The 20628-nt window shown below is 72.2% G+C and carries 17 protein-coding genes; 7 read left to right on the forward strand and 10 right to left on the reverse strand.

Features of this window, described 5'->3' with window-relative positions; genetic code table 11:
- Positions 1 to 312 precede the first annotated feature (312 nt).
- Positions 313 to 582, reverse strand: coding sequence for a hypothetical protein (locus tag ABGB17_RS23140; RefSeq protein ID WP_347632888.1), 270 nt, complete (start codon positions 580 to 582; stop codon positions 313 to 315).
- A 562-nt stretch (positions 583 to 1144) separates the two neighbouring features.
- Between ABGB17_RS23140 and ABGB17_RS23145 the strand changes: the two genes are divergently transcribed.
- The 3 genes from ABGB17_RS23145 to ABGB17_RS23155 all read left to right on the forward strand — a co-directional run bounded on the left by ABGB17_RS23145 (position 1145) and on the right by ABGB17_RS23155 (position 5195).
- The gene (locus ABGB17_RS23145; RefSeq protein WP_347632890.1) at positions 1145 to 2467 is read left to right on the forward strand and encodes an XRE family transcriptional regulator; all 1323 of its coding nucleotides are present in this window, start codon (positions 1145 to 1147) and stop codon (positions 2465 to 2467) included.
- Positions 2464 to 2961, forward strand: a complete 498-nt coding sequence (locus ABGB17_RS23150; protein ID WP_347632892.1) for a GNAT family N-acetyltransferase — start codon at positions 2464 to 2466, stop codon at positions 2959 to 2961. Before ABGB17_RS23145 ends, ABGB17_RS23150 begins: the two co-directional genes overlap by 4 nt.
- 182 nt (positions 2962 to 3143) lie before the next feature.
- On the forward strand, positions 3144 to 5195 hold the full coding sequence (locus ABGB17_RS23155; protein ID WP_347632894.1) for a tetratricopeptide repeat protein: 2052 nt from the start codon (positions 3144 to 3146) through the stop codon (positions 5193 to 5195).
- A 738-nt stretch (positions 5196 to 5933) separates the two neighbouring features.
- On the opposite strand, the gene ABGB17_RS23160 is transcribed toward ABGB17_RS23155, so the two are convergent.
- Positions 5934 to 6401 (reverse strand): NUDIX domain-containing protein, encoded by a 468-nt coding sequence (locus tag ABGB17_RS23160; RefSeq protein WP_347632896.1) that lies wholly within the window; start codon positions 6399 to 6401, stop codon positions 5934 to 5936.
- Entirely contained in the window at positions 6391 to 6798 is a 408-nt protein-coding gene (locus ABGB17_RS23165) for a hypothetical protein (RefSeq protein ID WP_347632897.1), read from the reverse strand. Before ABGB17_RS23165 ends, ABGB17_RS23160 begins: the two co-directional genes overlap by 11 nt.
- Before the next feature lie 145 nt (positions 6799 to 6943).
- Here ABGB17_RS23165 and purU point away from each other — a divergent pair, with 145 nt between their 5' ends.
- Positions 6944 to 7792: a formyltetrahydrofolate deformylase gene (gene purU, locus ABGB17_RS23170; protein ID WP_347632899.1), complete on the forward strand. Its 849-nt coding sequence runs from the start codon at positions 6944 to 6946 to the stop codon at positions 7790 to 7792.
- Between the two features lie 39 nt (positions 7793 to 7831).
- On the opposite strand, the gene ABGB17_RS23175 is transcribed toward purU, so the two are convergent.
- Positions 7832 to 9904, reverse strand: a complete 2073-nt coding sequence (locus ABGB17_RS23175; RefSeq protein WP_347632901.1) for a prolyl oligopeptidase family serine peptidase — start codon at positions 9902 to 9904, stop codon at positions 7832 to 7834.
- A gap of 354 nt (positions 9905 to 10258) precedes the next feature.
- Between ABGB17_RS23175 and ABGB17_RS23180 the strand changes: the two genes are divergently transcribed.
- Both ABGB17_RS23180 and ABGB17_RS23185 read left to right on the forward strand, forming a co-directional pair.
- Positions 10259 to 10768, forward strand: a complete 510-nt coding sequence (locus ABGB17_RS23180; RefSeq protein WP_347632903.1) for an HNH endonuclease — start codon at positions 10259 to 10261, stop codon at positions 10766 to 10768.
- A 175-nt stretch (positions 10769 to 10943) separates the two neighbouring features.
- A complete protein-coding gene (locus ABGB17_RS23185) occupies positions 10944 to 11426 on the forward strand; it encodes a WYL domain-containing protein (RefSeq protein ID WP_347632905.1) in 483 nt (160 codons plus the stop codon).
- Positions 11427 to 11689: 263 nt separating this feature from the next.
- Here ABGB17_RS23185 and ABGB17_RS23190 read toward each other — a convergent pair whose 3' ends face one another.
- The 3 genes from ABGB17_RS23190 to ABGB17_RS23200 all read right to left on the reverse strand — a co-directional run bounded on the left by ABGB17_RS23190 (position 11690) and on the right by ABGB17_RS23200 (position 15379).
- Positions 11690 to 11893 (reverse strand): zinc ribbon domain-containing protein, encoded by a 204-nt coding sequence (locus ABGB17_RS23190; RefSeq protein WP_347632907.1) that lies wholly within the window; start codon positions 11891 to 11893, stop codon positions 11690 to 11692.
- 720 nt (positions 11894 to 12613) lie between these two features.
- Entirely contained in the window at positions 12614 to 14455 is a 1842-nt protein-coding gene (ilvD, locus tag ABGB17_RS23195) for a dihydroxy-acid dehydratase (RefSeq protein WP_347632908.1), read from the reverse strand.
- 156 nt (positions 14456 to 14611) lie between these two features.
- Positions 14612 to 15379: a nuclease-related domain-containing protein gene (locus tag ABGB17_RS23200; protein ID WP_347632909.1), complete on the reverse strand. Its 768-nt coding sequence runs from the start codon at positions 15377 to 15379 to the stop codon at positions 14612 to 14614.
- 204 nt (positions 15380 to 15583) lie between these two features.
- Here ABGB17_RS23200 and ABGB17_RS23205 point away from each other — a divergent pair, with 204 nt between their 5' ends.
- A complete protein-coding gene (locus ABGB17_RS23205) occupies positions 15584 to 17002 on the forward strand; it encodes an amidase (RefSeq protein ID WP_347632910.1) in 1419 nt (472 codons plus the stop codon).
- 1 nt (position 17003) lies between these two features.
- Here the strand turns inward: ABGB17_RS23205 and ABGB17_RS23210 are convergent, their stop codons facing one another.
- Genes ABGB17_RS23210 through ABGB17_RS23220 form a run of 3 tightly spaced genes read right to left on the reverse strand, consistent with a single transcriptional unit; the run spans position 17004 to position 20450 of the window.
- Entirely contained in the window at positions 17004 to 17975 is a 972-nt protein-coding gene (locus tag ABGB17_RS23210) for a hypothetical protein (protein ID WP_347632912.1), read from the reverse strand.
- Between the two features lie 12 nt (positions 17976 to 17987).
- Positions 17988 to 19877, reverse strand: a complete 1890-nt coding sequence (locus ABGB17_RS23215) for a hypothetical protein (RefSeq protein WP_347632914.1) — start codon at positions 19875 to 19877, stop codon at positions 17988 to 17990.
- 15 nt (positions 19878 to 19892) lie between these two features.
- On the reverse strand, positions 19893 to 20450 hold the full coding sequence (locus ABGB17_RS23220; protein WP_347632916.1) for a LemA family protein: 558 nt from the start codon (positions 20448 to 20450) through the stop codon (positions 19893 to 19895).
- Positions 20451 to 20628: the final 178 nt, after the last annotated feature.

Below are 20628 nucleotides of genomic sequence, written 5' to 3' on the forward strand. Positions count from 1 at the left end.
ACTGCCGGATGGGCCGCCCCGGCAGAGGGTCGCCGGGGAGGTCCGGCCCCGGCACGGCCTCGCCGGGAGGTTCACGCCGGCACGGGGCCGCCGGGTGACGGGACCCGGTGGGCCGTGCCGGTCGATCGGGCCCGGCGGGTGGTGCCGGGGGCCACCCAGGAGCCGGCGGGGCGCCCAGCGGCCGTACGGGCGTGTCGCCACGTCGTACGGTCGCTCCGCACCGGGCACCCCGCCGGCCCGGACAGCCGCGGTGGACGGCCAGGGCGGCGGGACGCGGATGAGGCGGGCGGGCCCGCCGGTCCCGCGCGCGGCCTAGTCGGACACCGCGGCCAGCACTCGGGCGACCTTGGTCGCGGCCCCCGCGGGGTCGTCGGCCCGGTGCATGCGCTCACCCCACGACCACCAGTAGTACACGGGGGAGGCCTGCGGCCGGCACGTGACGTTCTCGGCGAGGCTCGTGGCCCTCGGGTTGATCACCCGGACGAACGCCCGCCCGGACTGTGTGCGCACGACGCGGGCGAGAAGCCCCCTCGCGTCGAGTTCGTCCACCAATCGTTCCAGGTGCCCTGAGCCGTCGTCCACTGGGAGCCTTCCTCGCCTCGTCTGATTCGGGGTGGTGATTCCGGGTTCGTGGGCCAAATCTGACCGACCGCGCCGACGGGGTCAACGAAGGATCGTCATCAGATGGGTGGGGGGATATTTCAAGTGGGTTGAAAGAACGTCCCCGGCGGGGGACGATCCTATGCCAGCAGGTCTTACAGTCCATTCGCGCTCGGTCAAATGGTCCATCATTCTTAACAAGACGCGGCAAAACCCGGGCGAGACGTCGTGTCAGTGCAGGTGGGACCGGTCGGAACAAGTGACCAGGTGAGCGACTGGCCACGAAGGAGGGGCCGGGATGTCCGGCAGACAGCACAAGGAAACGGAGTTGGCGCGGCGCACCCGGGCGCGTGGGCTCGCGGTGGGTCGGCCCGCCGCGCGAATCGCCGAGGAGATTTACGAAGAGTGTGGTCCCCATTTTGGGACAACTCGCATTAAATCTCACCGGCTTGCTCACGGCATAGCGCTTGCCGACGTCATCGAACAAGTCCGCGCGTTGTTCGAACGTGACGGCAAACCGGTGCCTGGAATCGGCGAGACGCTTTTGAGCGCCTACGAGAGCGGTCTCAAGCGGCCGGGCCCCGAGTACCTCCACTATCTGTGCTCCGTCTACCGGGTCGAACCGGTCGCCCTCGGCTACGACGGGCCGTGCATCTGTGGCCACGGCCACCGGATGCCCGGCGTCGTCCGGGGCGGCCTCCAAGAGGCCAAACCCGATGATTCCCCCGATTCCCGCGAGCTTTGGGTGAAACCGCCCGGCGATCCTTCCGGGGACGGGGGTGAGGAGGACGAGAACGTGTTACGTAGGACCCTGCTGAAGGTCATCACCGGCGCCTCGGTGCCCCTGACACCGCAAGTCATCAGCGCCGCCGAGAACATCCGGCGGCGCATGGACGAGACCCTGGTGTCGACCACCGTGTCGCCGGCCATGCTCGACCACTGGGAAGAGTCGGCGGCGTCGTTCGGCCGCCAATACATGAACACCCCGCCGATGCGCCAGCTCTGCGACGTGCTGCTGGAGTTCAGCACGGTCCGGCAGGCGATGGAGCGCCACCAGCCCATCGACCTGCAGGAGCGCCTGTGCGCGCTGGCCGCCCGCCTGTCCGGCCTGGCCGGCATCATCATGATCGACCTGGGTGACCAGCGCCTGGCCCGGTCCTTCTTCCGCACCTCACGCACCGCCGCCGACGAGACCGGCGACCGCGCGCTGCGGGCCTGGGTCACCGCCCGTGAGGCCCTGGTCCCGCTGTTCTACGGCGATCCCCGCGAGGCGCTCACCCTCGCCAAGAAGAGCCGCGACCTGGCCGGCCAGACCCCGTGCGCCGCCAAGGCCATGGCCCCCGTCGTCGAGGCGCGGGCCCTGTCCATGCTCGCCAACGCCGGCGGCAAGAAGGACGTCGTCGACCAGGCCAAGCGCGCCCTCGCCCGGGCGCGGGCGGCGTTCGCCCAGATGGCCCCGGCGCAGCAGGAGGACACCGTCTTCGGCTACACCGAGCGCCAGCTCTACTTCCACCAGGGCGACGCGCTGACCCGGCTCGGCCAGACCATCGAGGCCGACCTGATCCTGGAGCAGGCGCTGGAGAAGTACGAGGGCGACCTGCTGGACCAGACGCTGATCCGGTTCGACCGGGCGCACTGCCGCCTGCTGGAAGGCGACGGCGAGGAGGCCCTGCGCATCGGGCAGGACGCCATACGGCGGGTCGGCGACGGCTTCCGCACCGACATCATCATCCGGCGCGCGGTCGACCTGGCCCGCGCCATCCAACTGCGCTGCGGCGACATCCCGGGCCTGCGGGAGTTCCAGGACCGGGTCACCGCTCCAGCGGAGCCGGAGCCGGAGAATCCCGTGGAGGCCGAGATCATATGACCTTGCTGCTCAGGCGGTATCGCTGGTCCGACCTTGACGCCGTCTGGGCGCTGCACCGCACATGCCTGGCGCAGGTGGGCATCGTCGCCGGGGACGGCGTGTACTACGAGGACGACATGCCGCGCATCAACGAGGTCTACCTGGCCGACCGGGGCGAGTTCCTGGTCGGCGAGGTGGACGGCGGCCGTCTCGTGGCGATGGGCGCACTGCGTCGGGTCGACGATGACACCGCCGAGGTGTGCCGGCTGCGGGTCCATCCGGAGTTCCAGCGACGCGGGTTCGCCTCGCGGGTGCTGGAGGCGCTGGAGGAGTCCGCGGCCCGCCTCGGCTACTCCTGGCTGCGCGGTGACACGACCATGAGCCAGGGGGCCGCGCTGGAGCTGTACCGCAAGTTCGGCTGGCGGGAGGTCCGCCGCGAGCAACAAGGTGGGCTTGTGGTGGTTTACGGAGAGAAGCCGGTGGCGGTCCGGTCGTCGACGGAGATCAGTAGATAGCGGAATAGCCACTTATCAACCCAATCGTAAATGATGCTTGCGGATTATCGTCACTCGCGTTTAATAGGGTCTTTCGGCTCGTATGAGCGACCGACCCGAGGAGGCCCGGGGATGAAAAAGATCGTTGTCCGCAAGCCTGGTATGGCCCGTCTGTCCGGCGCGGCCGGCGCGATTCACAAAGGGTGAGCCGTCACCCTGACCACTGCTGGATCCACGGCGGATCGTCCGGCGCGCGGCTGGCTGTGGCCGCGGGCCTGGACCTTCCCGCTCCTGTCCTCGTCCTCGACGCGCACCGCCGGCGGCGAGGGCCCTACACCTTCGGCGGATCCCTGCTCCGCGCCCTGGTCCCGGCCGGCGCGGAGCGGGCGCCGGGCGTGGTCGCCACGCACGACATCGAGATCAGGGCGGCCGCCGTGGACCTGCGCGGGCAGGTGCCCGCGCGGCACCGCCCGCTGAGCGAGGTCCTGCCGCAGGACGAGCGCATTCTGGTGCCGGGCGCGCGGCGCACGTCGCGCATCGCCAACGGGATCGCGGAATTCGTCCGGGACTGCGGTGTGCGTCTCGGCGGCATCGTGGTCCGCGATGTGCACGAGGCCGACCCCACCGACCGTGAACTGCTGGCCACGCTCCTGCGCCGTTTCGACCCCGAGGTATTGACAATTGTCGCCTGTGCTGCCACACCGGCACCGGATTCATTTAAAGGTCGCCAGATAACGACCGGATCGTGCCTTTGGGGCGAGCCGGACGGCCTCGCGGAGCGCTTTATCGCCTCCGACGGCACCGTGGACGACCCGCGCGCCGCCGCCGCGTACCGTGCGCTGCCCGCCGCCGAGCGTGCGCGGATGCACGACCGGCGCGCCGGCGAACTCGCCGCCACCGCAGACCCGTCGTTCCTGCTCGGCGCCATCCCCTACCACCGCGAGCACGGCGCCGACCCCCGCGGCGCGGGCGCCGAGGCCCTGCTCGCGGCGCTGGACCACTGCCTGGCCGAGGGTTTCCTGGATGCGGCCGCCGACCTCGGCCGGCGCGGGCTGCGGCTCGCCGGGCCAGGCACCGCGCACTGGTGGACGTTCCTCCAGTCGGCCGCGACCGCCCTCGCCGGGCTCGGCCGCGTGGACGAGGCGCGCGAGCTGTACGACACGGCCCGCGGGGCGAGCATCGACCCCGAGGTGCACTCGGCGGCGGCGTACGGCACCGCCATGCTGGACGCCCGCCACCCCGACCCGTCCCGGCGCGACCTCGGCCGTGCCGAGCGGTGGGTCAACGAGGCCGTCGCGATCTCCACCCTGCTGCCCGACCCGGCCGTCCGCGCCTTCAAACTGGGCTTCGACCTCAACGGCAAGGCCCTCGTCGAGATGCGGCGCGGCCACGCCGAGGCGGCCCTCGCGCTGGTGGACCAGGCCGTCGGCCTGGCCGAGGAGTGCCTGCCGCCCGGGCGCCATCTGATCCACCGCTCGGTCCTGCGGGCCAACCGCGCCCAGGTGCTCGCCGGGCTCGGCCGCCGCGCCGAGGCCCTCACCGAGTTGGACGCCGCGATCGCCGTCGACCCCGACCACCCCGATCACTACCTGGACCGGGGCACGCTGCTGTTCCGCATGGGCCGGCCGGACGCCGCGCTCGCCGACTACGAGACCGCGATGCGGCTGAGCCCACCGCTGCCCGAGGCGCACTACAACCGCGCCCAGTTGCTGCTCGACCTGGACGACCTGCCGGGTGCCCGCGCCGACCTGGACCGGGTGCTGGAGCTCGACCCCGGCTGCCTGGACGCCTACATCAACCGCGCCGGGCTGCTGCTGCGGCTCGGCCTGGACGACCAGGCCCGCGCGGACGTCGAGGCCGGGCTGGCACTGGCGCCCGGGGACCCGCACCTGTGCTGCGTGCTCGGGCAGCTGGAGACGGCGGCGGGACGTCCTGAGGCGGCCGAGGCGGCGTTCGCCGCGGCCCTGGCCGCCGACCCCGAGCTCGCGCAGACGTGGGCGAGCCGGGCGACCCTGCGCTACGACGGCGGCGACCCGGAGGGCGCCGTCGCGGACCTGACCCGCGCCATCGGCCTCGGTGCCGGCGCGGAGGCCCACTTCAACCGCGCGATGGCCCTGCGTGCCCTTGGCCGCGCCGCCCACGCCCTGGCCGACCTGCGCCGCGCCCAGACCTTGGACCCCGCCGACTCCGACATCGCCGCCGCTCTCGCCGAGTTGTGCGGCGAGGAGCGACAAGCCCCCGGCCCGACGGCGTGACCGCGACCGGGCCAGGATGCCGGCCGGACGGAGGCGTGGGGTCGTGCGCCGGCCGCCCGTCCTCGTCGTGGCACTCCGGCCGGTCGTGATGCCGTCCGGGCCGGGGCGGCGGGGGGCCCGGGGTGAACGGGGCTCCTGGGACGACGGAAGCGTCCGGGTTCATCGGGCCGCCGGGTCCACCGGGTCCAGCGGGCCCCGCGGGTCCGGCTGGGGCCATCGGGACTGCCGACGCCTGGGGGATGATCGCGGCCCCGGCGAAGGCGAGGGCCACCACCGTGCCGATGACACCGGCGCGTACCCGCCATCGGGCGCGCAGTTGCCGGGGCAACATCGTCGCGGTCATCGCGAGGCCGGTGCCGGCGACCGTCAGCGCGCCCACCCCGTGGATGCTGAGGGCGCGCTCGGCGTAGGCCCAGAAATACCAGACCCCGCCGGCAGCCGTCAGCGCGACACCCGCCGCCAGGCCCAGCAGGCCGCGCTGGGTAAGGCGTATTTCTGGATTATTTGCCTCCTTTCCGGGTTTTGCCCCCCAAGGCCGGGGAGATGGTGATTTGTCGGCCATTCCACTGTCCTTCCCTGCGTTCTCCCTGGCTGCGGGAACGGGTGCGGCATTCCCATGCGTCGTTGGACGCTTTCGCGGGCGTGCCGGAATGCCGGTCCGGCGTCTCGATCGAGTAACGCCCCGGGAACCGGAGGAATGAGTGAAGCTGTTTACCGAAAAAAGCGATTTATAGGTATTTAGGCGCCGGACGCGCAGCCCTCGGCGCGCCGTACGAGCTCAGCGGCGATCTCCACCACGTCCGGCGGCTTGACCGGATCGGGCAGCGCGGCGATCTCGGCGGAGGAGAGCCAGGCGCTGCCGAGACACGTCTCGCTCTCCTCGGCGGTGAGCACGACCGGCGCGGCCTCGGGGACGGCGGCGAAGCGGGCCAGGTAGAACGGCTCCACCTTGACGTAGTGCACGCCGAGCCAGTGGAAGTCACGCGGCACCGGTATCCACGTGTCGAGCACCGCTTCGCCGGGCAGGCCGGTCTCCTCGGTCAGTTCGCGGCGGGCGGCGGCCAGCGGCGTCTCGCCGGCGTCGATCCCGCCGCCGGGGGGCTCCCAGAACACCTCACCGCTCACGGTGTCGCGCCAGCGCATCAGCAGCACCCGTCCGAGCGCGTCCACGCAGACGACCCGGGCCGCCGGCCGGTCACTGGTCAAGGTCGTCCGGCGGTTCCGGCCAGGTGTTGGCGTTGACGATGTCCCAGAACTCGTCGGGACGGCCCTTCGGCCGCCGCTCGCCCTGCCGCTCCAGCTCGGCCGCGATGGCCCGCTGCTCGGCGTACGCGCCCTTCATGGCCTCCAGCCACTCCACCGGGTCCACGCCGGCCGCCTGGGCCGCCCTGATCGCCATCTCGGCGTACTGCTCCGGCGTGGCGTTGAGTATCCAGCCGGTGCGCTCCATCAGCTCCTCGTCGGTGAGCTCGCCGCGCTGCCAGGCGATGGCCTCGGCGAGGTGCTCGGCGACGAACACCGCGTTGACGTAGCCGGGGAGCATCGCCGCCAGCGCGACGGCCGCCCGCTTCTCCCCCGGTGAAAGCGCGTCCCATCTCAGCACGCTCCGGCTCCTCTCCGCTCGCCCGGCGCCACTGTACTGGCCGTTCGTGCCCGGTGGGCGGGCAGGCGCGTCCAACCTGTGGAAGGCCCGGCCACGATCACCCCTCGGAGCGGTAACCTTCCTCAACGCGAGGTGGAGGGGTGAGATGAGCTCCGAGTACGTGCTGACGCTGTCCTGCCCGGACCGGCCCGGGGTGGTGGCCGCCGTGTCGGGCCTGCTGGCCGCGCACGGCTGCAACATCACCGAGAGCCAGCAGTTCGGCGACGCGGGCGCGGGGCGGTTCTTCATGCGCGTGCAGTTCACCTCGGACCTCGCCGAGGCCGGCCTGCGCGGGTTGTTCGCGGGCCTCGCCCCCGAGCTCGCCATGGAGTTCCGCCTGCACGACCTGGCGGTCAAGCCACGGGTGCTGGTCATGGTGAGCAAGCTCGGTCACTGCCTGAACGACCTGCTGTACCGCACGCGCTCGGGCCTGCTGGACATCGAGATCGTCGCGGTGGTGTCCAACCACCCCGACCTGCGGCCGCTCACCCAGTCGTACGGCATCGACTACCACCACCTGCCCATCACCCCCGAGACCAAGCAGCGCCAGGAGGCCGAGGTGCTCACCCTGGTCGACCACTACCGGGTGGACCTCGTGGTGCTGGCCCGCTACATGCAGGTGCTCTCCGAGGACCTGTGCGCCAAGCTGTCCGGCCGGGTGATCAACATCCACCACTCGTTCCTGCCGTCCTTCAAGGGCGCCAAGCCCTACCACCAGGCGCACTCCCGGGGCGTGAAGCTGATCGGCGCGACCGCCCACTACGTGACGGCCGACCTCGACGAGGGCCCCATCATCGAGCAGGAGGTCGCCCGGGTCGACCACACCCACTCGCCCGAGGACCTCGCCGCCATGGGCCGCGACGTCGAACGCCTGGCCCTGGCCCGGGCCGTCCGCTGGCACGCCGAGCAACGCGTCCTGCTGGACGGCCACAAGACCATCGTCTTCCCCCGCTGACCGGCCGGGCAGGCCGCTCGCCGGGGACCCGCGAGGGCCTCAGCCGGTGAGACCGGTGTGGCGGGCCAGGAAGGCGAGCTGGTCGGCCATCATCTCGACCGAGCGGCTCACCGCGCGGGCGCCGTGGCCGACCTCGGCCTCGTTGCGCAGCAGGACGGGCCGGTCGGGGTCGGACTGGGCGTGCTGCAGCGCGGCGCACATCTTCCAGGCGTGCAGCGGGTGCACCCGGGTGTCGGAGCCGAACACGAGGAACAGCGTGGCCGGGTAGCGCACCCCCTCGCGCACGTGGTGGTAGGGGGAGTAGCCCCACAACCAGCCGAACTCCTCGGGCACGGACGCCGAGCCGTACTCGACGTTCCAGGTGGCGCCGAGGCCGAACTGCTCGTACCTGACCATGTCGAGCAACGGCGCCGCGCAGGCCACGGCGGCGTACAGGTCGGGACGCTGGGTGAGCGCGGCGCCCACCAGCAGGCCGCCGTTGGAGCCGCCGGAGATGGCGAGCCGGTCCGGCGTGGTGACCCCGGTGGCGATCAGGTGCTCGGCCGCGGCGTGCAGGTCGTCGAAGACCCGCTGCTTGCCGCCGAGCATGCCGGCCCGGTGCCACTCCTCGCCCTGCTCGCCGCCGCCGCGTAGCTGCGCCACCGCGTACACACCGCCGGCCTCCACCCACGCCAGGGTGCCGGCCGAGAAGCCGGGGACCATGGACACCCCGAAGCCGCCGTAGCCGTACAGGATGGTCGGCCGGGGGCCGTCCCCGGGGCGCGAGGTGACGATCATGTGGACCTCGGTGCCGTCCGCCGAGCGGTACACCACCTGCTCGGTGGTCACCTCGGGCACCTCGACCGCGCCCGGCGCCGCCTCCCACAGGGTGGTCTCGCCGGTGCGGGCGTCGTAACGGCGGATGCTGGTGGGGCTGGTCTGGTCGGTGTAGCCGAACCACGCCTCGTGGCCGCCCTCGGGGTGCTCGGTGATCGCGCCGATGCTGCCGAGGCCCGGCAGCGGCACCTCGCCGACACGCTCGCCGGTGACGAGGTCGTGCACGGTGATCTCGCTGACCGCGTGGCGGGTCCAGCCCGCGAGCATGACCGGGCGCTCCAGGTCGTCGAGGATCGCGAAGTCCGACAACACGGCCTCGGCGTCCTCGCCGACCAGCTCGCGCCAGTGCTCGGCCGCGAACCGCCCCGGCTCGGTCACGCAGATGCGGCCGCGCGGCGCGTCGCGGTCGGTGAAGACGTAGACCCGGTCGTTCCTGCCGAACTGCAGCACGGTCTGGGCGTCCACGTCCTGCTGCACGGTGGTCAGCTCGGGCGTCTCCAGGGACGAGGCGGACAGGTCGGCCACCCACAGGTCGTTGCGCGGCGCGGTGCCCCGGGAGGCCGAGACGCTCAGCCACCGGCCGTCCATGGAGACCGAGACGCCGTAGTAGTTGGTCTTCTCCAGGCCCTCGCCGAAGATCATGACGTCCTGCTCGACGGGCGTGCCGACGCGATGGAGGTAGACCCTGCGGTGGTACTGCTCCTCGCCGGCGGGCACCTCGCCCGGAGCCAGCCTGCGGACGTAGTAGAAGGCCTCGCCGCCGGGCAGCCAGGCGACGGGGGAGTAGCGGCAGCGGTCGATGGGGCCGTCCAGCCGCTCGCCGGTCGCCACGTCGATCACGTAGAGGTTGGACTCCTCGTCGCCGCCCACGGAGATCTGGTAGGCGAGCGCGCGGCCTTCCTTGTCGGGCTGCCAGGAGTCGACCGTGGTCAGGCCGGAGGGGTCCATGGCGATCGGATCGAGCAGCGGCCGCTCGGTGCCGCCGGGGTCCGCCGTGTAGAGCACGGCGTGCTCCTGGTCGGGGGTGCGGCGCATGAAGAAGCGCCGGTCACGCCGCCACACCGGGGCCCCGATCGTGCCGGAGCTCACCAGCTCGGCGACGCGGTCGCGGAACGCGTCCCGCCGGGGGGCCGCCGCCATCTGCTTGGCGAAGAGATCGGCCTGCGCGTCGAGCCATTCCTTGGTGGCGGGGGCCTCGGGGTCCTCGAGCCAGCGGTACGGGTCGGGCACCGGCGTGCCGTGGAGATCGTCCACGATGTCGTCACGGCGGGCGTTCGGGTACGGCTCTCGCGTCATGATGGCGAGCTTATGGCACCTTCGTCATGATGGGCGGACGGAAGGAGTCCGGCTTCGCCGTGGGCTGATCTGGCGGGAGAAGAGTGATCTTTCCCGGAAAGGTTTGCTTAGCGGGTACAACCGGACATAAACCGAAAGGCGGGGTCCTGGACGACACGACCGTTAATTGGGGTGGCGGGAGGGTCGACCGAAAGGCCACACTTGCTGAGGGCGGTGCCGTGGAACCCATCCACCGGACCGCTCGGCGGAGGTGCACGTGACGGAATCATCCGGAGCCCAATCCGACGGGCCGCAACCCGGGGTGTGCACCAGCGCACCCCCTTCTCGATCCTGCGCGGCGGGAAGGCCCCGCTGATGCGCCAGGTGCTTCTGCTCAACGCGACATTCGAACCGCTCACCACCTTGAACCTGCACCGCGCCGTGGTGCTGGTGATCAGGGAGAAGGCGGACGTCGTGCATCGTGACGGGCGGGGCGCCGTACTGCGCTCGGCCTCCTGCACGGTGGACGTCCCCTCGGTGATTCGGTTGCGGCGTTATGTCCGAATCCCTTACCGCTCACGCATCCCGCTCACCCGGGCCGCGCTGATGCGGCGGGACGACTACCGCTGCGCCTATTGCGGCCAGCGCGCGGAGACCATCGACCACGTGCTGCCCCGCTCCCGTGGGGGGCTGCACACGTGGGAGAACTGCGTCGCCTCGTGCATGACCTGTAACCACCGCAAGGCCGATCGCCTGCTCGACGAGATCGGCTGGACACTGCGGGTGGCCCCGGCCGTGCCGAGGGGCGCCCACTGGCGTCTCATCGGCGCGCAGTTCGACGGCGACCCCCAGTGGGCTCCGTACTTATCGGAGACCGCGGCCTGAGCACTCACCATCCCCCTCGCGCCCACCCGGGTGCGTGGGGGGTGGCGTGTGCCCGCTGACCTGGCCGCAGAGGTAGGGCGCCGTTACCGGTGGGCAAGGAAGCGTCACCTTGCGGGGGTGCGCGTTTCAGATCTGGTGTTCGAAAAATGTCGTACCCGGCGGCTAGTGTAGTGGTATGGCAAACGTCACCACGCCGCTCCTGACGACCGCCGAGATAGCCGCTCTCGCCCTCTCCCTGGCCCACCTCGGCGAGGGCCCGCAGGCCGTGACCGCCCGCCGCGGACTGCGCCGGGTGTTCGACATGCTCGACCTCGATGACGAGGTGACCGCCTCCACCCTGGACACCCTCACCACCCCGCTCCCCCCCGACGTCGCCCGCCGCGCCCGCACCATCGCGAGCGCCGTCACCGGCCGCCAGGTGATCCGCCTCCACTACCGCGACGCCGCCTCCCGCGTCACCTCCCGTGACGTGGAACCCGTCACCTGCCTCGTCCACCGCACCCACTGGTACCTGGTCGGCTGGTGCCGCACCGCCCTAGGCATCCGCGCCTTCCGCTTCGACCGCATAGTCGCGGTGGAACCCACCCTGGTCCCCGCCCGTCCCCACAGAGCCGAGCGCTACCTCCCCTTCCAACGCCGAAGCGTGACCGCCGCCTGAAGCCCCGGCCCACACCGGACGCCCCGGGGGCCGGCACCCCCGCCCGACCCCCGGGGCACATCCCAGACATGCCGGGGCCTCATCAACGGCCGACGTCATGGACGTCCGGCGTCATGGACGTCCGGCGTCATGGACGTCCGGCGTCATGGACGTCCGGCGTCATGGACGTCCGGCGTCATGGACGGCTGGCGTCATGGACGGCTGGCGTCATGGACGTCCGGTGGCATGGGCCGCCGGTGGCATGGGCCGCGGGCGGGTGGCCGTCAGCCGCAGCAGCCGCCGCCGCAGCAACCGCCGCCTGACGGGCGGGGGGCGGTGGCGCCGCCGGTGACGGCGACGGTGGAGAGGAGCTTCACCGTGTCGTCGTGCCCCTCAGGGCACGCCACGGCGTCTCCGGACGCGGACATCGGGCGGGAGACCTCGAACGTCGACCCACAGGCACGGCAACGATAGTCATAACGCGGCATGCCACAAGGGTACGGCTTCTCCTCACGCTTTCCCGAGCCGATCCGGCGGCGTCCTCGTCGCGGTGCCCCGTCGACGAGACTCCCTGCTCCGGTCAGCCCGGTGACCATGAGCCACTTCCATGGGACACGAAGTGGGCAAGCTGATCGCGATACTCGCGTCGGCGATCGTCGTGATCATCCTGCGCGAGCGTCCCATGAACCTTCACTGAAGGCCGGGTCGCGCACCAGACCGGCTGGTGTCCCGCCGTGCAGTGGCGCCGGGGTCGCCGTACATCGTCGCGCCGTCGCGGCGCCACATGGAGCGTGGACCCGGCCCCGCCCGCTCAGTGCCGGGTCCGCACGGCTCGGGGCGGCCCTGTCCTTGCCTCACGACTTCGGCCGCCTCACGACTTCGGCCGCCTCACGACTTCGGCCGCCTCACGACTTCGGCCGCCTCACGACTTCGGCCGCCTCACGACTTCGGCCGCCTCACGACTTCGGCCGCCTCACGACTTCGGTCGCCTCACGACTTCGGCTGCTCCACGGCCCCGGCAGACGTGTGCGACCCGCAGGCGCTGGAGTGGCACGCGACGCCGAGCGGCACCGACCTCGGCTGAACGCGGCTTTGGTGGGTTGTACCTTGTGCCGTGGTGCCGAGGGGCACGTGTGCGCCGGGTGGGCCGTGTCGGGTCGGCGGGCCAGTGGGGTCAGCGGGCCAGTTGGGTCAGCGGGCCAGTTGGGTCAGCGGGCCAGTTGGGTGAGGTCGCGGGAGGCGCCGGTGGAGGCGCTGGTGGTCAGGGCGGCGTAGGCCTGGAGGGCGGCGCTCACGGGGCGGGTGCGGGATTCGGGGCGGTAGCGGCCCAGGGTGGCGAGCAGCTTCTCGCGGCGGGTGGCCAGCTCGGGGTCGGGGACGCGGAGCTCTATGGTGCGGGACGGGATGTCGATGTCGATCTGGTCGCCGTTCTGGACCAGGGCGATGATGCCGCCCTCGGCGGCCTCGGGGGAGGCGTGGCCTATGGAGAGACCGGAGGTGCCGCCGGAGAAGCGGCCGTCGGTGATCAGGGCGCAGGCTTTGCCCAGGCCTTTGCCCTTCAGGAAGCTGGTGGGGTAGAGCATCTCCTGCATGCCGGGGCCGCCCTTCGGGCCCTCGTAGCGGATGACCACCACGTCGCCGGCCGTGACCTTGCCGCCCAGGATGCCTTCCACGGCGTCTTCCTGGGACTCGAACACCACGGCGGGGCCGCTGAAGCGGAGGATGGACTCGTCCACGCCGGCGGTCTTCACGATGCAGCCGTCGGGGGCGATGTTGCCGTACAGCACGGCGAGGCCGCCGTCGCGGCTGTAGGCGTGGGCGAGGTCGCGGACGCAGCCCTCGGAGCGGTCGAGGTCGAGGGAGTCCCACCGGGCGCTCTGGGAGTACGCCTTGACCGTGCGGACGTTGCCGGGGGCGGCGTGCCACAGCTCCAGCGCCTCGTCGGTCACCGTGGGGGACGCGGGGTCCCAGGCGCCGAGGTACTCGGTCAGGGAGCCGGCGTGGATGCTGTGGGCGTCGCGGTGCAGCAGGCCGGCGCGGTCGAGCTCGCCGAGGATGGCGGGGATGCCGCCGGCCCGGTGGACGTCCTCGACGTGGTACTTGGACGTGGCGGGCGCGACCTTGCACAGGACGGGCACGCGCAGCGACAGCTCGTTGATCTCCTTGAGGCCGAAGTCGACGCCCGCCTCGCGGGCCGCGGCCAGCAGGTGGAGGATCGTGTTGGTGGAGCCGCCCATCGCGACGTCCAGCGCCATGGCGTTCTCGAACGCGTCACGGGTGGCGATGGCCCGGGGCAGCACCGACGCGTCGTCCTGCTCGTAGTAGCGGGTGGCCAGCTCGACGATCTGCCGCCCGGCCTTCTCGAACAGCGCCTTGCGTGCGGTGTGGGTGGCCAGCGTGGTGCCGTTGCCGGGCAGTGCCAGCCCGATCGCCTCGGTCAGGCAGTTCATGGAGTTGGCGGTGAACATGCCGCTGCACGAGCCGCAGGTGGGGCAGGCGTTCTCCTCCATCTCCAGCAGCTCGGCGTCCGACACGCTGTCGTCCGCGGCGGCGATCATCGGGTCGATGAGGTCGAGCTTGCGTCCCGCCGGGGCCTTGCCCGCCTCCATGGGCCCGCCGGACACGAAGACCGTGGGGATGTTCAGCCGGAACGCCGCCAGCAGCATGCCCGGCGTGATCTTGTCGCAGTTGGACACGCAGACCAGCGCGTCGGCGCAGTGGGCGTTGACCATGTACTCGACCGCGTCGGCGATCAGCTCGCGGGACGGGAGGGAGTAGAGCATGCCTCCATGGCCCATGGCGATGCCGTCGTCCACGGCGATGGTGTTGAACTCGCGCGGGATGCCCCCGGCCTCGCGGACGCCCCCCGCCACCACGTCGGCCACCTCGCGCAGATGCACGTGACCGGGCACGAACTGCGTGAAGCTGTTGGCCACCGCGACGATCGGCTTGCCGAAGTCCGAGCCGGCCACACCCGTGGCACGGAGCAGGGCCCTCGCACCCACCATGTTCCTGCCGTGCGTGACCGTACGAGACCTGAGGGCCGGCATGACCGTTCTCCCATCGAAGACAGCTCGGTCTTCAAATGGTACGGCCGCCGCCCGGCAGGTGAGACCGGCGGTCCACAGGCCGGACACGCGAAGATCCTTCGGGGCTCCCGGGGGCAGTGGTGGATGACGGGAAGCCCCGAAGGACCCTTCCGACGGTCAGTTCTCGGGATAGCGCGCCGGCAGGACTTCCGCGGCGACCGCGTAGATGTCCTCGATCTCCTCCGGGGTCAGGGAACGTTCCCGGTTGGTGATCCACCTGCGCACCCGCCCGCCGTCGAACACGTCGACCTCGCGGATGTTGAGGATCTTCCACGGGATCGCCGGACCGTAGATCGCCAGGGACGGCACGACCGTGACCTCATGGCCGAGCGCCTTGGTGATGAGCTCGCTCGCCTGGGACGCCTCCCAGCGGGCCTCGTCGAGCCGCGGCTTCTGGTTGAACGGCCCGTGGAACAGCTTGCGATGCGACTGGACGCGAACCGGCAGCCGTTTGTCCCACTTCTCGGAGTCGACGGCGTACACGCCGGTCGGGCCGATGACCAGGTGGTCGATCTGCGCGTCGCTGCCGGGGATGGCTCGCGCGTGCAGGGTGAGGTACCCGTTGCGTTCGAGTTTCTTCAACTGGGCCTCGGTGCGGCGCTCGGCCACCGAGGCGCGCCGCCAGGGCGCGACGGAGGACACCGTGCGCGCACGGTAGATCGTGTCCGCGATCGCCGCGATGATCGCCGCGATGAGCCCCAGCCGCCAGCTCCACAGCGGGATGCCGACGACCAGCCCGGCGCCCAGCGCGATCAACAGGCGCAGGCGCAACGGACGGTACTTGGGCTGCTGGAGCAGGCCGAGCAGGGAAGCGCGCTCGACGGGCGCGTAAGTCTCCTCGGGAGGTGCCGGCTGTGATCGCGGCTCCGAGGAGCGGTCACTCACCCAGATGGGTGACGTATTGTGACCGTCGTCTGGGTCTAGGCCGGAATCCACGCTACTCACGGTAGTTGACGCCCCAGACGGTGCCTAGTGTTGGCTAGTTCACATTTTTGTGGCCGTGCGTTCCCGCTTCGTACGGTGAAAGGCGGGTATCTACATTTTTTCTCTCTAGATAACTCCCGGTCGCACACCTTACTGTGCGGAAGCGTGGCGCACATACACGATCTTACAGCGTTGGAGCTCGCGGCCGCCGTCCGGCGCCGTGAGCTGTCCCCTGTCGAGATCACCGAGCACTACCTGGAACGCGTCGGCCGGCTGAACGCCGAAGTGGGCGCGTTCGTCACGCCGACCCCGGAACTGGCCCTCGAGCAGGCACGGGACGCCGAGGCCCTGCTGGCGTCGGGCGCCGAGCCGCCGCCTCTGCTCGGTGTGCCGGTGCCGATCAAGGATCTGAACCTCGTGAAGGATGTGCCGGTCCTGTTCGGCTCGGCGACCTACGAGGGGTTCGTCGCGCCCGTGGACGACAGCATGGTGGAGCGCCTCCGCGAGGCCGGCACGATCATGCTGGGTAAGACCGCAACCCCGGAATTCGGGCTGCCCTGTTACACCGAGACCTACGTTTCGCCGCCGTCCCGCACACCGTGGGATTTGTCACGTTCGGCGGGCGGCTCCAGCGGGGGCGCCGCCGCCGCGGTCGCCGCCGGGCTCGCCCCGGCCGCGCACGGCAGCGACGGGGCGGGCTCCATCCGCATCCCCGCGTCGCTCTGCGGCCTGTACGGCATCAAGCCCACCCGCGGCCGCATCTCGTTCGCCCCGATCCTGCCGGACCTCGCGGGCCTGTCCACCAACGGCCCGATCACGCGCACGGTGGCGGACGCCGCGGCGCTGCTCGAGGTCATGGCGCACAACCATCCGGGCGACCTGTACCTCGCGCCGCCGCCCGAGGTAGGGTTCACCGAGGCCGTCACCCGCGAGCCGGGGCGGCTGCGGATCGGCCGCACCGCCACGCCCGTCGTGCCGGGCGCCGTGGTGCACCCGGAGGTGCTCGCGGCATACGAGAAGGCGTCGGCCCTGCTGGAGTCGCTCGGCCACGAGGTGGTCGACATGCCGCCGGCCTTCGGCGACTCGATCGTGCCGGAGTTCGAGAAGCTGTGGTTCTGCTTCGCGGGCGTGCACCCGGTGGAGCCGTCGATGGAGCCCAAGCTGCGCCCCCTCACCCGGTGGCTGCGCGAGCGCGGCTTCGCCACCCCGGCGCCGGTGTTCCTGCAGGCCCAGTCGGCGCTGCAGACCGCCACCCGCTTCGCCTTCCTGGTGATGAACGAGTACGACGCCATCCTGTCGCCCACCGTCACCGAGCCACCCGTTCCTGTGGGGTGGTTCGAGGACGTCGAGGACCCCGAGGAGACGTTCCGCCGCATGGAACGTTTCGCCCCGTTCGCCGCCACCTCCAACGTCAGCGGCCAGCCCTCGGTCAACCTCCCTCTCCACTGGACCCCGGAGGGCCTGCCGGTCGGGGTGATGTTGTCGGGACGCGTCGGCGCCGAGTCCACGCTGATCTCGGTCTCCGCCCAGGTCGAGGCGGCCGTCGGCGGCTTCTGGGCAGACCGCCGACCGGCCGTGTGGTGACTCAGGGCCCTTCGATGAGGCGCACCAGGTGGGCGGTGACGTCGGCCAGCAGGGTGGCCGGCCGGATGGGGGCCGCGGCGACCGCGGAGAACAGCGTGGGCAGGCCGGGCAGGGGGAAGCCGTCCTCGGTGAGGGCCGCGGGGCCCGCGTCGCCCCGCGCGAGGTGGAGCCGGCTGCGGGACCAGGCCTCCTGCACCTCCTCGGGGGACGGCACCCCGAAGCCGTGGCCCACCGGGGCGGCGTGCCGGAGCCGCACGAGCGGCGTGTCGGCGAACGCGCGGGCGGCCTTGCAGCGGTCCACCAGGCCGGCCCGCGCCTCGGCGGGCACCCAGTCCATCGCGGTGCACGGGGTGCGGCAGCGGGCCACGCAGGTGGCGAGCGCGCCGGCGAGCTGGCTGTGCTGGCGGTCGAAGTAGGCGCGCCAGCCCGTGGGTGGCTCCTGCGCCACCCGCAGCGTGCGGTCGGCGGCCGACTTCTCGGGCTTGGTGTGGTCGCACTCGCGGTCCCCGATGGCGCCGAACCGGCTGCCCTCGGCCCGCAGGCCCTCCGGCCAGCGGGCGGGGTCGCCCGCGTGCCCGAGCACCGGCTCGAACGCCAGCAGCGGCAGGTACTCCGCGGCGATGTGCACGGCCGCCATCATCGAGCTGAGCTCGCGGCGCTCCCACCGCACCTTGATCACCTCAAGGAGCAGGCCGTACGCCGGGCGCAGCGACGCCAGCGCGCCCCGCGGCTGCTCGCGCGCCGTCTGCGGCATGTGGCAGTCGCGGGCCCGCCGCCGCAGCCCGGCGGGCACGGTCTTGGCGTCCACCTCGGCGGCGAAGTCCTCGGCGTCCAGCGTGAGCAGCCGCTGGCCGAACTCGCACAGCGGCGGGATCAGCACCGCCTCGGGCACGACCTTGGGTGCCAGCGCGCCGAGGTCGGCGAACGCGTGGCGCCGGGCGAGCTCGGCGAGCAGATGTCGGGGCGAATCCACCCGGACACCCTCTCACGCCACCGGCGATCTGCCCTCCATACGCTCCGCCGCCGTGCGGGCGAGCGCCACCAGTGCGCCCGGGGGCGGCGGCCCGGCGGGGGAGTGCACGTGGACGGCGAACGTGCCGCTGCCGGTGCGGGCCGCGATCACCCCGGGGTACAGCATGGCGCCGGACCCCAGGCCGTCGACCGGACGGCCCTGGACCCTGGTGAGCAGGTGCCCGAGCACCATCAGGTATCCGCCGCGCCGCCCGGACGCCGCGTACACGTCCACGGTGACCTCCGCGCCTCCCCTGACCCCTGTGCCGCGGAACCGGCACGACTCGGTGGCCAGCCAGCCCGGTGTGACCGGCCCGTCCGGGTTCACACCCGCAGGCCCGGTCTCGACCCCCAGGACCCGGCGCAGGTCGGCGGGTGTCAGCAGCGCCGCGACCCGGTCCGGCACCACGGCCGCCCGCGCCGGCCGCTCGCCGCGCCCCGGGCCGAGCGGCCCCGCCTCCCCGAGGTCGCGCGGTGCGTCGATCGTGTGCTCCCCCGTGTCGTCGTACGTCGCGGTGTCCCGGTGCCGCGAGCGCCGCAGGATCTCGGCCTCGTGGACCCACCCGACCCGGCGCGAGACCCGCGCCCGCACCACGTCGCCCTCCGCGAGCGGCTGCCACGTGGCCTCGTCCGCGCCGTACGCGACGACCTCCCGGGCCCGCCCGTCGTCCAGGGCCACCCAGTAGATGTACTTGACGCTGCTGTCGCTGTCGGAGCTGACCCTGACGCGGCGCAGCCGCACGACCTGCCCCTCCAGCTCGGCCCTGGCGGCGAGGTCGGCCACGGCCCACGCGATCGGCAGGGCCGCGACGGTGCCCCCCACGAGCAGGCCACCGGGCAGCACCAGCGCTTCCGGCCACAGGCCGAAGGCGTTGACCGCGATCCCCACGATCCACGTCCAGAACCCGGCGAACAGCCCCGAGACGGCGCCGCTCAGCGCGATCGCCGCCGGCGACCGCCCCCGCAGGATCCGCCGCGGGTACCGCACGTCGACCACGTGCCACATGCCGCCGTAGTCGGACCAGGCGCGCCGGTCGTCGGCGGGCACGCTCACCGGCAGTCCCGCCACCGCCCGGCCCGCGAGGCCGAGCGCGGCGGCGTACGCCATGTGCCGCCCCCAGATCGTCACGGCCGCGGCGGGCCGCTCGGCGTAGGCGTCCCCGGCGGCGAGGTGCTCGCGCACGCCGAGCCAGTACCCGGCGGCCGCGGCCCCCGCGGCGGTGCCCCGCTCGCCGTTCAGCCGCCCCACCAGGCCGGAGAGCAGCGCGAACGCGATGACGGCCGCACCGATGCCCCCGCCCCGGCTGTCGTCGTCGGCGTGGAACGCCACCGTGAGGCCCGCCAGCCCCGCGGGCACCGCCGCGGTGAACGTCAGCAGCGTGGCCTGGGCCTTGCTCCACCGGGCGCGGGACAGGCCCTGCGCGCGGGCCTCGTCGATCACCTTGCGCCGGAAACTCTTCCACCACCGGCCGAGGCTGCGGGCGCCCTCGGCGAGCGCGCCGGTCGCCACCACCCCGTCCACGGCCAGCGACCGCACGTGGTCGTACACCAGCTTCTCGTACGGCGCCAGCGGGCCGCGGGGCTCACGCACCCGCACCAGGGACAGCTCGGGACCGATCTCCTCGATCTCCACCGCCCCCTTGGCGGCGAGGTCGAGCAGGGTGGCCGACGCGGCCTCGTCGCACAGCCGCCAGTTCCCGGTGATCAGGTCGACCACCGCGGGCGACTCGGGCCGCAGCTCGCCGGTCGCGGGCCCCGGGCGTACGGCGGGGGAGCGGGTCGCGTAGGACAGGGCGGCGACCAGCAGCGCCCACAGCGCGAGCGCGACGGCCGTGGCCGCCAGGAACAGCAGGACGATCGTCATCGGGGATCGGAAGGCTCAGAAACGGACCTGGACGGGGCCGCGCTCCGCGCCGGGGGCCTCGAAGTACGGCCGCGGCGTGAAGCCGCTCATGCCGGCCACGATGTTCGCCGGCACCGTCTGGATGCCGTTGTTGTAGGTCAGCACGGCGTCGTTGTAGTACTGCCGCGCGTAGGCGATGCGGTTCTCGCTGGTGGCCAGCTCGTCCTGCAGCGCCGCGAAGTTCCGGTCGGCCTTGAGGTCGGGGTAGGCCTCCGACAGGGCGAACAGGTTCTTCAGGGCGCCGCTGAGCATGTTCTCCGCGGCGGCCTGGTCCTGCGGCCCCCGCGCGGCGACCGCGTGGTGCCGGGCCGCGATGACGGCCTCCAGGGTCTGCCGTTCGTGCGCGGCGTAGCCCTTGACGGTCTCCACGAGGTTCGGGATCAGGTCGTGGCGGCGCTTGAGCTGCACGTCGATCTGGGCCCAGGCGTTGTCGGCGGCCCCGCGTCTGCGGACCAGGCCGTTGTAGGTCGTGACGGCGAAGAGGACGAAGAGGATGACGAGCAGGGCGACGACGCCGGCGACGACGATGATCACGGGGAGCCTCCGGGGCATACGGTGACAGCGCGCACGGTAGACCTCGCGCGGCCCGATGGATACGGCCGCTGTCCTGGTGCTGCGTCCCCATTGCAGCGCCTGCTCCTTGCAGCGCGCTTACAGGCCGCCGAACCCCGATGACCGACCGGCCCGCCTGACGTCCAACCGGACTTGGACG

This window comes from Sphaerisporangium sp. B11E5, assembly GCF_039871875.1.
GTDB lineage: Bacteria > Actinomycetota > Actinomycetes > Streptosporangiales > Streptosporangiaceae > Sphaerisporangium.

Bases quoted from the DNA above. Each gene is read 5' to 3' on its own strand.
- ABGB17_RS23150 (WP_347632892.1), top strand. From the start codon at position 2,464: ATGACCTTGCTGCTCAGGCGGTATCGCTGGTCCGACCTTGACGCCGTC.
- purU (WP_347632899.1), top strand. From the start codon at position 6,944: ATGAGCTCCGAGTACGTGCTGACGCTGTCCTGCCCGGACCGGCCCGGG.
- ABGB17_RS23175 (WP_347632901.1), bottom strand. From the start codon at position 9,904: ATGACGCGAGAGCCGTACCCGAACGCCCGCCGTGACGACATCGTGGAC.
- ABGB17_RS23180 (WP_347632903.1), top strand. From the start codon at position 10,259: ATGCGCCAGGTGCTTCTGCTCAACGCGACATTCGAACCGCTCACCACC.
- ABGB17_RS23185 (WP_347632905.1), top strand. From the start codon at position 10,944: ATGGCAAACGTCACCACGCCGCTCCTGACGACCGCCGAGATAGCCGCT.
- ABGB17_RS23190 (WP_347632907.1), bottom strand. From the start codon at position 11,893: ATGCCGCGTTATGACTATCGTTGCCGTGCCTGTGGGTCGACGTTCGAG.
- ilvD (WP_347632908.1), bottom strand. From the start codon at position 14,455: ATGCCGGCCCTCAGGTCTCGTACGGTCACGCACGGCAGGAACATGGTG.
- ABGB17_RS23215 (WP_347632914.1), bottom strand. From the start codon at position 19,877: ATGACGATCGTCCTGCTGTTCCTGGCGGCCACGGCCGTCGCGCTCGCG.